A 13,633-nucleotide genomic window follows, 5' to 3' on the forward strand; every position below is an offset into this window, starting at 1 on the left:
GCATTTTAACGAGGTGCATCCTCACTCCGCGCTGGGCTATAAATCGCCGCGTATGTTTAGAAAAGAGCGACCGTGTCAGGCTCTGGAAACTGACGCTAACTAAGCATCAGACTGTGTCCGGGAATAGCGGGGCAAGATCACTGAAAGTTTGCCCATTGACCTGGACAGATCGGTTAGATAACCCAAGTACCCACATCAGCTTGTTAAAAGGCGTGAGAAAAGAGATTATGGCAAACGTAAGAATTTCTTATAGACCACTATACACTTTTCATTTCTAAAAATACTCTTCTTACCCTCGATGCCCATTCTCAAGCTGTGTTTTCCCGGCAACATACTGAGCATAGCGGTTCTGATTTTTTCAAGCTCGCTATTTGTCGGGTGCAGTGAGGAAAAGGTCAGCATATCGTTATCTGGACTGAACTATACTGATAGAAATATAATTAACTTTACCGTAAATGGCTACAGCGGAGCCAACGTCCGAGCCAACGGTGGTGGAGGGAGCTTTGTATGCTGCGTAACGATACCAAACAAGTGGCGCGACGATTTAAACGTCACTGTGCGGTGGGCCGACAACTCCGCGCACCCGGAACATTTCAAAGAGAAGATTGTGAAAGTTCCTCCCTATGCAGATGGTGATTTTGGAACTTTCGTAGTACACTTTTATCCCAATGACGTAGTTAAAGTTTTAGTTACAACGAAAACCGCAGAACATCCAAACTACCCGTATCCACGGCCGACCAGAAACTCGCTCGACAATATGAGCCACAAAAATTTATTTCTACAAGAGCAACCTTTAAGAGCTCGAGCGCACAAATACTAACGGTTTCTTTAATCGCCCGAAATTCATGCAGAACAAGGAATTCAAGATATTCTGCATTTCAGCATATGCACCAATCCCAGTGATGATATCCTGATAAAATATTTAATGGTCAAACCATGAAAATAATCCAACCTTTAGCTCGCAGATGCGTTTTGCCATTAAAGAGAGTACTATCTTTAATGCTCGTAACATCGCGCGGAAACTCCAAGGCAAGCTTGGATCTGTGTAGATTAAACCACACCAACAAGCTCATCGATGAGTTTTCAGTCGATGGTTATAGCGGCGCCAGCATATCACCTAACGGCGGGGTGGCAAATTCACATGTTGTATCATAATGCCGCGCGTGTGGCGCGACGGCATGACGGCGACAGTGCGCTGGACGCATGATCGATCCGATCTCAATATTCTATGGAGAAGGTGATCCTAGTACCACAATACGAAACTGAAGATCTTGGCTTTCTGGCGGTACAGTTTTACCCGAACGACTTAGTCGAGGTTTTAGTTACGAATAAAGCAGAAACATATCCAGGCTATACTTATCCCCGTCCTTCCAAGGACTATGCCATGAACAGTGTAACGTCTGAATTATTTCCTACCTCAGGATTGCGCACGTTTACGCGGAAGGAGATGCTTCAGGATGCAAATTCAGCACACGACACTTAACGACATGGGCCAGAATATGTTATTCCATTTCACTTCAAAACACATCCCAATAACAATTGCAGTATTTTTTCTCTCAATGATATCGGGATGTTTCGAACGCAACATCAATCTCGAGGTATGCGGCCTCAATTATACATCGTTACATATTGATGAATTTACCGTTAACGGCTATAGTGGTGCAAATATCTCGGCAAACGGTGGGGGTGGCGGGTTCACTTGCTGCATCGCATTACCAAGAAAATGGCACGAGGGAATGAGCGTCAAGATACGTTGGACTAATGATGGGACTAAGTTTCAAAATTATAAGGAGCGCACAGTTGCGGTGCCAAAGTACAGCGACAAAGATCTTGGTTTTTTGGCGGTGCATTTTTATCCAGACGATTCAGTAAAAGTCTTGGTAACGAATCATACAGATTCTTTTCCTGGGTACCCGTATCCTAGACCAGCGAATAAGTCCCCATGACCACGAAACCAGCAAAGCCATTTCCCTCAACTGGACTACGCTCTCTTTCTCGCAGAGAGATACTCCAGCGTGCGAAATCTTTAAACTGTACGGTCCCTGCAACAACTAAGCCGTCATGTACTGGTCAGCTAGACGTAGGGATTTTCTTTGATGGAACGGGGAACAATAGAAAAAATGACTTCTCAATACCACCCATTGAATCAAGGAAACATAGCAACATAGTGAAGTTGTTACACACTTTCCCAGAAGATCGAAGAAGTGGAAAGTTCCGATTTTATATACCTGGTGTGGGAACTTCATTCCCTGAAATCAACGATGATGGGCTTCTGACCGCTTTGGGTGGCCCATTCGCGTGGAATGGAGAAAATAGGGTGCTCTGGGCCTTCACTCGCCTGATCAATGCGGTCAATCTATTTGTTAACGGAAGTATATTATTAGATGCAGCTAATTCGTCACACGTCACGCAATTCATCGGCGCAATAGGTATGCCCTCAGGTGTCAGACGAACGCTTTTCAAACAGATGCAGCAAACACTGCAACGAGAGTTGCAAGGGAAAAAGCCTGAAATTGAATTAATCAATTTATCTGTTTTTGGCTTCTCACGTGGTGCTGCGGAAGCTCGAGCGTTTGCAAATTGGCTGTTTGAGGTGTGCGAAAAACGAAATGAAGCTTGGATTTTCGCAGGAATCCCCATTCGCTTTGGTTTTTTGGGAATATTTGATACGGTTGCTTCGGTAGGCATTCCTAATTCCTTACCCGAATTATTCGTGGAAGGTCATCAATCTTGGGCAGACGGCAACATGCACATCAATCCGGCGATTGAGCAGTGTGTGCATTTCGTCGCCGCGCACGAAGTACGGGCATCATTTCCCTTGGATTCAGTTCGAACCAACGACAAGTATCCTGAAAATGCTATAGAAGTGATGTATCCAGGAGCACATTCAGATCTTGGTGGTGGATATGCACCTAACGATCTAGGCATATCTCCATCAAATAAAGACATGCTTGCCACAATTCCTGCAGCACATATGTACCACGAAGCGCGTAAGGCGGGCGTGGCTCTGAAACATTGGGCTCTTTTATCAGAACTGGAACGTGCGGACCTTACCCCGTCTGTTAAGACAATTAATGCATTGAATGCATACTTACGATCGGTCAAGGTTGCCGCAGGCACAGTTGAGGATCTTCACAGGCACCATATGAGCCTATATTTGAGCTATCGCTACAAATACCGCAATCGCTCCAAGAGCCTGCCTTTCTATCAGCGAGCTTCGGAAAAACATCGAAGATATATTGATATCACGAGCGCAACATTTAACGAACGTTTGCGGAACCTGCACAGCTACCATATCGATCCAACTGTACCTCGTATTGATAAAACAAGCTATAAAAGCAGTTCCGTCAGGTATAACGTTGATCCTTCTGACGAAAAATATTCGCTTAAGGAATCCGTGGCGGCGAAAGTAAGAACAATTCAACACTTCAGGTTGCGAGAATCAGATCGGCGCGCTTCCCCGCAACTCATGGAAGTTCTGAAATCACTCAACACCGATGAGCTCACTGGCGAGATAGAGGAATTTTTCGCAAATTATATTCATGATTCTATGGCGGGATTTATTGAAATGTCTCCCAAATACACGAACGAGTACCGGTGGAATGGCCAGGGAATACTAAGGTTCAGAAAAATATTTAAAGAGGATGGCTAGAACTGAGCTAAGCTGTCAGGAATTGAAGGTCGCGATTTCACTAAAGCGCCACCCACCCGCCCCCATGGCAGGATAAAGATCCACTGAAGCCGTCAACATGCGCGTGCGCAGCCGCAGCTGCCCGACGGCGGCTGCGCACAGGCTGCGCTTGGCGTCGAGTTCCTCGAAGTAGGCGGCGTAGCCGAGGCGGTAGCGCTTGTGGGCGTTCCGCAGCGTTTCGGCGGCTGTGAAGCGGCGGGTGTCGTTCTAGAGGACCTGCTAGCGCAGGCGGACGAGGGCGTCCAGACCGTTCTCCGTTTTCGGCGAAGGCTTGGCACACGGTGTTTTCGGAGGCACCGATGGCCTGGCCGCACTGGCGGCCGACTCGGTGTCGGCCTGTACGTGGCAACCGTCGAAAAGCGGTGCCATCAGGGTGCCACCCAGGCGGCAAAGGCGCATCGGCGCGTGGAGAAAGTCGCTGAACTATGCTGACGATGGTCTTGCTAGTTTTGTAGTGCGTTTCTCCCCCAACGATGTCCTTAAGGTTCTAGTCACAAAAAAATAGCAGAGCATCCAAGTTACCCTAATCCTCAATCCGAGTGGACGCACAAAAGGAAGCTTATACCTAAATCGATCGCGCTCGCACAAGAGCTGCTAACCAGCGGAGATCCAAAATTGCACTCAAAACTTGTAATAAAACTTCTATCCATACTAGTTTTAGCAATAACAGTGTTTATCATCGCGACACGCGGATTAAATAATTCTGGAATATCGATAAGTGGACTAAACTATACGAATCGCCATATCTCGAATTTCACCGTCAACGGGTATAGCGGGATGAATATCGATGCCAACGGCGGTGGTGGCAGTTTCGTTTGCTGCGTCTCCGTACCTGTACATTGGAAAGAGGGTCTACACGTTACCGTTCGATGGTACGACGATGAGGCCCACCCGGACAATTACAAAGAAAAAACTGTTGAAATACCCAAATACGGGCCGCTGGATCTTGGCTTCCTCGCCGTACACTTCTATGAGGACGATACCGTGCGTGTCCTGGTTACAACCAAATCCGCAAGATATCCGGGTTATCCCTACCCAAGACCAGCAGGTAAGTAACTCATTCGACCTTGCTTTGAATGCAGGAGCCGCGCAAGTTCAACGCGATCGAGTATCCGCCACCCACCCGCCCCCCATGGCCCGATACAAATCCACCGAAGCCGTCAACAAGCGCGTGCGCAGCTGCAGGCGGGTGACGTCGGCGGCGTACAGGCTGCGCTGGGCGTCGAGTTCTTCGAGGTAGGCGGCGTAGCCGTTGCGGTAGCGGTTGTGGGCGATGCGCAGCGTTTCGGCGGCCGTGGCGCGGCGGGCGTCGTTCTGCACGACCTGCTCGCGCAGGCGGACGATGGCGTCCAGGCCGTTCTCCGTTTCGGCGAAGGCCTGGCGGACCGTGTTTTCGTAGGCGACGATGGCCTGGTCGCGCTGGGCCGCGGCCGAATCGGTGGCGGCCTGCACGCGGCCGCCGTCGAACAGCGGCGCCACCAGGGTGCCGCCCAGGCGCCACAGGCGTGTCGGCCCGTGGAGGAAATCGCTGAAGTCAGCGGACTGCAGGCCGCCCCCGGCCGTCAGCCGGAACGACGGCAGCAGCTGGTCGCGCGTGGCGGCCAATTGGGCGTTGGCGGCGGCGATGGTGTCCTCGGCGCGGGCGATGTCGGGCCGGCGCCGCAGCAGGTCCGACGGCAGGCCGGCCGGCACGGGCGGCGGCATCAGGTCGGCCAGGGCCGCGCCCCGTACGATGGCGCCGGGCGTGCCGCCGGCCAGGATCGACAGCGCGTTCTCCTGCTCGAAGATCTGGCGCTGCAATTGTGGAATCTGTTCGGCGGCGCTGTCGTATTCGGCCTGCGCCTGCAGCCACTCCAGCCGCGAGCTGTAGCCCACCTCGAACTGGCGCCGCGCCAGGTCGCGCGACTGCTCGCGCAGTTTCAATGTGGCCTGGGCCAGCTCCAGCTGCGCATCCAGGCCGCGCAAGTTCAGGTAGCCGGTGGCCACGTTGGCCGCCACCGACAGTGCCGCCGCGTCGGCATTGGCGCTTTCGGCGCGCAAGGTGGCCGCCGCCGCTTCGGTGGCGTTGGCCAGCCGGCCCCACACATCCACCTCATACGCTGCCTGGAACTCGGCCAGGAAGACGTTGCCCACGTGGGGCTGGCCGTTGGACAGCAGCGAGCGGGCGCGCGACGGTCCCGTGTCGAACGACAGCGTCGGCTGCTGGCCCGCCGCGGCGGCGCGCACGCGAGCGCGGTAATCCTCGATGCGCAACCGCGCCACGCGCAGGTCGCCGTTGCGTGCCAGGGCCAGCGTCACCAGCGCCGTCATGGCCGGGTCGTTGAAGCCCCGCCACCAGGCCTGGTCGACCGGGCGACGCGCCACGTCGGCCAGCGGCGGCGCGCGCCAGGCTTCGGGGATTTGCAAGGTAGACGGTTCCGGCGCGCGCACCTTGGCGGCGCAGCCGGCCAGCAGCACCGCCAACGCCAGCGCCACGCTTGCGCTGGCCCTCATGGCCGCCCCCCCGCCGTGCGGGCCGGTGCCGGATTGGTGTCGGCGTCGTTCAGCACGGCCGATGTGTCGATGCTGACGATGACGGACATGCCCGGCCTTAGCCGCTGCGCCAGCGGCTGACGCGCATCGATGTGGATACGCACGGGAATGCGCTGGGCGATCTTGACGTAGTTACCGGTGGCGTTATCGGCCGGCAGCACGGAGAACTCGGACCCGGTGGCCGGCGAGATGCGTTCGACCTGGCCCGTCAACGTCGCGCCATCGAGCGCGTCGACCTTGAAGGTGGCGCTCTGCCCCACCCGCACGCCGTTCATCTGGGTTTCCTTCAGGTTGGCGATGATCCACATCTGCCGCGGAACGAGGCCCATCAGCTGGGCACCGGAGTTGACGAAGGCGCCACGCCGCACCGTGACCTGGCCCAGCTGGCCGTCCATCGGGGCGACGATACGCGTGTTGTCCAGGTCCACCTGGGCCGCCTTCAATGCCGCCTGGGCGTTGGCCACGGCCGCTTCCAGCGACGCACGGTTGACGGTGACGGATTGCGACTGCTGGCGCGCGATCTCGACGTTGGCGATGGCCTGGGCGACGGCGGCCTGGGCCTGGGCCCGCGCTGCACGCTGGGCATCGCGCTCGCGCTGGGACAGCGACCCGTCCTGCACCAGTTCCTCGACGCGGCGCAGGTCGGCGCTCGAGCGCGCGGCCTGGGCCCGGGCATTCGTCAGCGCGGCCTGCTGCAGCGCGATGGTGGCGGCGGCGCTGCGGCGCGACTGCTCCCAATTGGCCAGCGCGGCTTGCTGGGCCGCCACCTGGGCCTTGGCCTGGTCGTAGCGCTGTTCGTAGACTCTCCGGTCGATTTCCACCAGCAGCTCGCCCTTCCTGACCACCTGGAAGTCCTGCACATGCACATCCGTGACGTAGCCGGAAAGCTGGGTGCCGATCACCGTCACCTGCCCGCGCACCAGCGCGTTCTCGGTCGAGACGATGGGGCTGGTGAACGGCGGCAGGCGCCACGCGTACAGGACGATCAGCACGCCGGCCAGCGCCACCAGCGCGAAGCCGGCGCCGGCAAGCCACTGCTGGCGGCGCTCCGGCTGGGCCGTGGCGGCAGGTGCTGCGGCAGGTGGCGAAGCGGGCGCCGTAGCCGGCGGCGGAGTATTAGGTGTGTCGTTAGCGCTCATTGCGATCCGGAGTTGTTGAGGGAGACGTTGGCCAGCCCCGTGCCCGCGTTCTGGGCCGGCACGACGGGGCGGCAGGCGGTACACAACTGCCACAGATAATGCACCACCATCCACAGCAGGGTGCCGACGGCCACCAGGGCGATCAGCAGGAAGACGTCGTTGTAGGCCAGGATATTGGCTTCGCGCGTGGCGGCCGCGCCCAGCGCCGCCACGCCCTGGGCATTGCGCTGCGCCGGGTCCATCAGCGTGCCGCCCAGCGCGGCGCCGCTGCCCTGGATGCGCGCGGCCACCAGCGGGTCGAGCAGGGTCAGGTGCTCCACCAGCTGGCTGGAATGGTATTTTTCGCGCATCACCTGCACCGTGCCGACAATGGCCGAACCGAGCAGGCCGCCCAGGTTCTGCGTCATCGAGAACATCACGGAAAAGCTGATGAGGTTCTTCGGCTGGGCGATGATGGCGCCGAAGCCGGAGACGAACACGGGCCCGATGAAGAAGGTGCCCGCGAACGCCAGCAGGAACTGGCTCAGGTACATCTGCGCGGGCCGCGTCAGGTTGGTGGCATGCGAATCGAGCCAGGCGCCGATGGCCATCAGCAGCAGCGACAGCATCAGCGAAGGCTGGATGCGCGCCGGCGTGATGGTCAGCGCGCTGACGGCCATGCCGGCGACGCTGGCCACCAGGGTCACCAGCCACAGCTCGCGCATCTGGTCGTTCTGCAGGCCCAGCACCTGCAGAAAACCGACGGTACCCGTGGCCTCGGACTGCACGATGCGGATCAGCAGCACGGACAGGGCCAGGCGCACCATGTTCGCCGTCGTCAGCCAGCGGATATTCAATAGCGGGTTCTTGCGGTTATGTTCGATCGCCACGGCCGCCGTGACGAGCACGATGGAACCGGCCAGGCACATGCCGATCCAGGGCGCCTCGAACCACCACACGGTGCGCCCCAGTGCCAGCACGGCGCACAGCAGCGCCACCCCGGGCGCGAACAAGGCAAAGGTGAGGAAATCGAGTTTTTCGAAGGCGCGGATGCGGTCGCCCGGCGGCAGTTTCAACAGCAGCACGCAGCCCAGGGACAGCAGGGTCATGCCCAGCTCGAACGAATACAGGCCGCGCCATTCGGCGATTTCCAGCAGTTCGGTGGAGAACAGGCGCGCAATCGGCAGCGCCAGCTGGGAAAACCCGATGCCCAGCACCACGCCCTTCAGGCGGTGCTGGGCCGGGAAGCCCTGCAAGGTGTAGTACAGGCCCAGGGTGGTGAGCGCACCGGCGCAGATGCCACTGGCCGCGCGCACGGCGATGGCCGACGCCAGCCCGTGCACGAAAAGGTGGGCCAGCGTGGTGACGGCATACAGGATCAGGAACAATTCGGTAAACAGGCGCAGGCCGTACTGCTGGCGGAACTTCACCAGCAGCAGGTTCATCGACACATTGGCCATCACATAGGCAGCCGGCAGCCACTGGATTTCGGAGGCGTAGACGCCCAGCGAGCCTTGCGCGTACGTGAGGTTGACGGTGACGAGGGCATTCCCCAGGCCGCCCGTCAGCGCGACAATGAAGCCGACCAGCAGGTAGGCGAAGCGGCGCCGCGCCGAGTGCAGCGGCGTGGACGGTGAGCCCGGCAGCATCGGGCGTTCGTGCGGTTTCCAGGTCTGTGGGGCATAGACATCCATGCGGTGCCCGATCTGTCTTGTTCTTCGATGTGGTAGAGCATAGCACCGGGCCGTCACGCATGACGGCCCGGCGGTACTACTGGTGAATCAACTACTGGTGAATCAGATGGAGCAAGCCCTTAGACCATCGGGGGATCGGTCTCGCGCAGGTACACGCGGTGGGCCGCCAGCACTTCCTTGAATGCGTCCAGCGCGGCCGGCACGTCGTTCGGCTCGGCACCGATAATGCCCGGGTCCGGCGTACCGTCCGGCAGGTTGGCGGGAATGTCGGCCTTGGCCAGCAGTTGCGCGCCGGCGTCGACCACCATGATGGGCTTGCAGTGACGATATTGCAGGCGCACGAATTCCAGCGCATTGGCATCCATCGACAGGGCCTGCGCGGCCTGCTCGCCGGCCGGCACGATCATCGCGTCATAGATGACGGACGGTCCCGCTTCCAGCGTGATCTCCACGTCCAGCGTGCCGCCATGGCAGCCGGCGACCTTGCCAAGCTTGCTGCCGACGATACGGGGGACGGCGCCATCGGCCAGCAGCGACGCGTAGATGGCACGGGCGCTGTCGACATCGGTGCCGTTCGCCACCAGCACGGCCACGCGGCGCGTGTGGATGCCCGTCTGGCCGGGGCGCGCGAACAGCGACAGCGACGGCGAAGGCGGATAGGATGGCAGCGGCCGCGTGGTTGCCAGGGGCTGCGGCGGCGGCACGTCCATGCCCAGGCCATCGGCCACGGCTGCTGCCAGGGCTTCATCGACATTGACCAGCATCGACAACATGCGTTCGCGGATGGCCGGCACCTGCACGCGCGTCAGCTCGAAGCGGAAACCGCCGATGATGTGGTTCTTCTCGACCGGCGTCTGGCTTTGCCAGAACAGGCGCGCCTGCGAATAGTGGTCGGCGAACAGGGCCGGCTTGCCGCGCACCTTGTCCTCCACCATCGGCTGCGGGAAGCTGGTGAAGCCCGTCATCTTCCCGCCCTGGAACGGACAGCCGCCGCCCAGCGAATTGGGCTCGTACGAAACGCGGCCGCGGTTGATGGTCTGGCGGTGCATGCCGTCGCGCTGGTTGTTGTGCACCTGCGTGACGGGCGCATTGATGGGAATCTCGTGGAAGTTCGGGCCGCCCAGGCGGCTGATCTGCGTGTCCACGTAGGAGTGGATACGCCCTTGCAGCAGCGGGTCGTTGGTGAAGTCGATGCCCGGCACGATGTGGGCCGTGCAGAATGCCACCTGCTCGGTCTCGGCGAAGAAGTTGTCGGGATTACGGTTCAGGACCATCTTGCCGATCGGCTGCAGCGGCACCAGCTCTTCCGGCACGATCTTGGTGGCGTCCAGCACGTCGAACGGGAAGCTGTCGGCCTGCTCTTCGGTGAAGACCTGGATGGCCAGTTCGTATTCGGGGAACTCGCCTGCCTCGATGGCTTCCCACAGGTCGCGGCGGTGGAAGTCGGGATCGGCGCCGCTGATCTTGACGGCCTCGTCCCAAACCAGCGAGTGCGTGCCGGCGAGGGGCGACCAGTGGAACTTGACGAAGACAGAGTCGCCCACGGCATTGACCAGGCGGAAGGTGTGCACGCCGAAGCCCTGCATGGTGCGGTAGCTGCGCGGAATGGCGCGGTCCGACATGGTCCACATCAGCATGTGCATCGATTCGGGCATCAGCGAAGCGAAGTCCCAGAAGGTATCGTGCGCGCTGGCCGCCTGCGGGATCGCATTGTGCGGCTCCGGCTTGACGGCGTGGACCAGGTCGGGGAACTTCATCGCGTCCTGGATGAAGAAGACGGGGATGTTATTGCCAACCAGGTCCCAGTTGCCTTCGTCCGTATAGAACTTGACGGCGAAACCGCGCACGTCGCGCGCCGTGTCGGTCGAACCGCGTTCGCCGGCCACGGTGGAGAAGCGCACGAACACGGGGGTCTTCTTGCCGGGAGCGGAGAAGATGTTGGCGCGGGTCAGCGCGGACAGGTCCTGGTAGCTTTCGAAATAGCCGTGGGCGGCCGAGCCGCGCGCGTGCACGATGCGCTCGGGGATGCGCTCATGGTCGAAATGGGTGATCTTCTCGCGCAGGATGAAGTCTTCCATCAGGGTCGGTCCACGCAGGCCGGCCTTCAGCGAATTCTGGTTGTCGGCGATGGGCACGCCCTGGTTGGTGGTCATCACGCGGTCCGACGAATCGGCCCGTACGCGGTCCAGCGGGGCATTGGTGTTGTTCACGCCGATGGGCGGTTGGCCCGAACCCGTCTTGGGCGAGGCGATGTTCTCCACGGCCGTGCTGGCGGTGACGATGTCGCTGGCAGGCTTGGCCGTCTGGCCCGGCTGCGGATCGCGCGCCGCGTCGCCATACTCGCCGGGCTTGTTGACGTTGTAGTCGATCTGGTCGGCCAGGTCCATGCCGCCCGCCTGCTTCTCCAGCAGCACGTCGCCTTGCGGGTTGTTGTTGCCCAGGGAGCTGGGCGGCTTGGCGTTGGATGGTCCTGCGACGGTGCTGAGGATGGAGCCGGCGCCATCGACGCCTGTATTGCCTTGATTGGTGGCCATTATGCTTCCTTATGCGTGGTGATGAGGGGCTGCGGTGTTCGAGCTACTGCTGTTGACGCACCGATGCCCGGCCGCTCCGGGAGGAGTCGTGGCCGGGCACCGTGGCGCACGCCCTGGCGGGCGGCGCGAGGTGTGCCGGGGCGCGATCAGTGACGGCGCGAACCCAGCAGCTTCGACACGGCGTAGCCGGCGGCCAGCGCCACCAGCACGGAAACGCCCGGGCTCTTGCGCACGTAGCTGCGGCCCGTTTCGGCCAGGCGGTTGTACGCCACGTTCAGGTCGGCCGCTTTCTGGCCCAGCGTTTCGGACAGGTTGTTGACGTTGTCGGAGACCTTGTCGACGGTTTCATGGGCCTTGCCGACCAGGCGGTCCGCGGCGGCCGGCACTTTCTCGGCCAGCTTGTCGACGGTGCCGTGCACGGTCGTGGCAGCCTTGTCGACGGCAGGTTGGGCCTTGTCGGCCAGTTTCTCGACGGCGCTGTGCACGCTGGCTGCGGTCTTGTCCGCGGCCGGCTGGGCCTTGTCGGCCAGCTTGTCGATGGTGGTGTGGGCTTCGTTGCGGGTGGTGCTGCCGATCGGCGTCACAGAGCCGGTCGCGGTGGTGTTTTTGTCCTGATTGTCCATGATCGGTATCCTTGAATGAGTTGGTGAACTGGCTTGCAAGGACAACAATAGGCCGATTGACAATGCCGCACTGTGCGGGAACGCACAATAGGCCGGTCACCTCTTATGTGGGACATGGCACCGACGGTCCCGCCGCGGCCGCCGATACTGGGCCCAAGGAGAACGCCATGCTACCGATCCAGCCTGTTGGAGACCGCCCGGGTCTCGCCCCCCTCCATGGCGCCAGTGCCGCCCCCGCCGCCACGCCCGCGCCGCCCGGCATCGCCGTGGACGTGTCGCCACTGGGCCAGTTGCTGGGCACCCTGGCGCTGGCCCAGAAGCGCATCGACGGCCTGGGCGCCACGCCCGCCGGCCTTGGCCCGGCCGCCGACCTGGCGCAGCTGGGCATCGCGGCCGGCGAAGTGGCCGAGGCCTTCAACCTTGGCCGCGCGCTGGCCGTGCCGGAACAAGGCGCCGCGGGCACCGCGCTGGCGGACCGGCTGACGCAGGCGCTGGCATCGCAGCAGGATGCACTGCGCCGCATCGGCATCGATACGGCCGCCGATACAGCCGGGTCCCGCCTCGATGTCGACAGCGGCCGGCTGCTGAGCGCTTTCGCCGCGGACCGCAGCGGCACCTTGTCGACACTGCGCCGGGCGGCGGCTAGCTTCGCCGGGACTGGCGACGCCCTGCAGACGCCCGCGCCGGACGTCACGGACAAGACGCCCATCACGGGTGCGCCGGCAATGCCCGCGCCGCAACCGCCACTGTCCCAGGCGCCCACGCAGCCCGGCGCGCCGCAGCCCAAGCCTGCCGGTACCCTGCCAACCGACGCCACCGATCCGGCCAACCCGACCAATCCCGCCGCGCCCGACCAGGCAGCCGTCAATATGGCAGCCGATGCCGCGGCCGCGCAGGCCCGGCAGCAGCTGGCGCTGGACGAGGAAGCCGACCGCGCCGCCGCCGCCCTGGAAGCGGACACGCTGGCGCGCCGGCAGCTCGACAGCGAAAGACAGGCCGCGCGCGTCGAGGAGGCGCGGCGCCAGGCGCTGCTGGCCGAGCAGATGGCCACCGAACGCCTGGCCCGCCAGCGCAGCGAGGAGATCGCACGCGAGGATGCCATCCGCCAGGCCCAGCGTCAGATGCAATTGCAGGCCGCCACGGACCTCGCCAGCGCCAGCCAAGCCGCGCTGACGCAGCAGTCGCGCCAGGCCGCCTACCGGCTCGACGTGGCGCGCCAGGTCGCCAGCGAGCAGGTCGCGGCGCAACAGGACGGCCAGGACCAGCGCGTCACCCAGGACCAGCGGCTGATGGAAGCGCGCACCGCCGCGCTGCGCCAATTGACCAGCAGCCAGGAACAGGACCTGGCCGCGCAGGCCCTGGCCGACCGCATGGACCAGCAGCGGCGCGAGGCCGCCGCAGCCGCCCTGACGGACAGCGAGCGGCAGGCGCAGGAGCGCCT

Annotated in this window: 10 protein-coding genes and 1 pseudogene; 6 read left to right on the forward strand and 5 right to left on the reverse strand. The window is 61.2% G+C overall.

The window, feature by feature from the left end; genetic code table 11:
* Positions 1 to 298: 298 nt before the first annotated feature.
* The 5 genes and pseudogenes from GM672_RS30025 (at position 299) to GM672_RS30035 (ending at position 4,747) form a co-directional block, all read left to right on the forward strand.
* Positions 299 to 820, forward strand: a complete 522-nt coding sequence (locus GM672_RS30025) for a DUF3304 domain-containing protein (RefSeq protein ID WP_155473236.1) — start codon at positions 299 to 301, stop codon at positions 818 to 820.
* A 316-nt stretch (positions 821 to 1,136) separates the two neighbouring features.
* A pseudogene (locus GM672_RS30030) lies at positions 1,137 to 1,241 on the forward strand (DUF3304 domain-containing protein); the annotation flags it as partial.
* Between the two features lie 216 nt (positions 1,242 to 1,457).
* On the forward strand, positions 1,458 to 1,946 hold the full coding sequence (locus GM672_RS24980) for a DUF3304 domain-containing protein (protein ID WP_155473237.1): 489 nt from the start codon (positions 1,458 to 1,460) through the stop codon (positions 1,944 to 1,946).
* The gene (locus tag GM672_RS24985; protein WP_155473238.1) at positions 1,943 to 3,652 is read left to right on the forward strand and encodes a T6SS phospholipase effector Tle1-like catalytic domain-containing protein; all 1,710 of its coding nucleotides are present in this window, start codon (positions 1,943 to 1,945) and stop codon (positions 3,650 to 3,652) included. Before GM672_RS24980 ends, GM672_RS24985 begins: the two co-directional genes overlap by 4 nt.
* Before the next feature lie 708 nt (positions 3,653 to 4,360).
* Complete coding sequence (locus GM672_RS30035; RefSeq protein ID WP_170300232.1) at positions 4,361 to 4,747, forward strand: DUF3304 domain-containing protein; 387 nt, start codon at positions 4,361 to 4,363, stop codon at positions 4,745 to 4,747.
* A 39-nt stretch (positions 4,748 to 4,786) separates the two neighbouring features.
* Here GM672_RS30035 and GM672_RS24995 read toward each other — a convergent pair whose 3' ends face one another.
* The 5 genes from GM672_RS24995 to GM672_RS25015 all read right to left on the reverse strand — a co-directional run bounded on the left by GM672_RS24995 (position 4,787) and on the right by GM672_RS25015 (position 12,192).
* Positions 4,787 to 6,184: an efflux transporter outer membrane subunit gene (locus GM672_RS24995; protein WP_155473240.1), complete on the reverse strand. Its 1,398-nt coding sequence runs from the start codon at positions 6,182 to 6,184 to the stop codon at positions 4,787 to 4,789.
* A complete protein-coding gene (locus GM672_RS25000) occupies positions 6,181 to 7,362 on the reverse strand; it encodes an HlyD family secretion protein (protein WP_155473241.1) in 1,182 nt (393 codons plus the stop codon). The genes GM672_RS24995 and GM672_RS25000 overlap by 4 nt, the downstream gene beginning before the upstream one ends.
* Positions 7,359 to 8,990, reverse strand: a complete 1,632-nt coding sequence (locus GM672_RS25005) for an MFS transporter (protein WP_229417936.1) — start codon at positions 8,988 to 8,990, stop codon at positions 7,359 to 7,361. The genes GM672_RS25000 and GM672_RS25005 overlap by 4 nt, the downstream gene beginning before the upstream one ends.
* Positions 8,991 to 9,154: 164 nt before the next feature.
* Positions 9,155 to 11,569, reverse strand: coding sequence for a catalase (locus tag GM672_RS25010; RefSeq protein ID WP_155473243.1), 2,415 nt, complete (start codon positions 11,567 to 11,569; stop codon positions 9,155 to 9,157).
* 146 nt (positions 11,570 to 11,715) lie between these two features.
* The gene (locus GM672_RS25015) at positions 11,716 to 12,192 is read right to left on the reverse strand and encodes a hypothetical protein (RefSeq protein ID WP_155473244.1); all 477 of its coding nucleotides are present in this window, start codon (positions 12,190 to 12,192) and stop codon (positions 11,716 to 11,718) included.
* Positions 12,193 to 12,359: 167 nt separating this feature from the next.
* On the opposite strand from GM672_RS25015, the gene GM672_RS25020 reads away from it, so the two are divergent.
* The coding region (locus tag GM672_RS25020; RefSeq protein ID WP_211517421.1) for a hypothetical protein at positions 12,360 to 13,633 on the forward strand (1,274 nt) is incomplete at its 3' end.

It is taken from the genome of Pseudoduganella buxea, assembly GCF_009720835.1.
Lineage (GTDB): Bacteria > Pseudomonadota > Gammaproteobacteria > Burkholderiales > Burkholderiaceae_D > Rugamonas > Rugamonas buxea.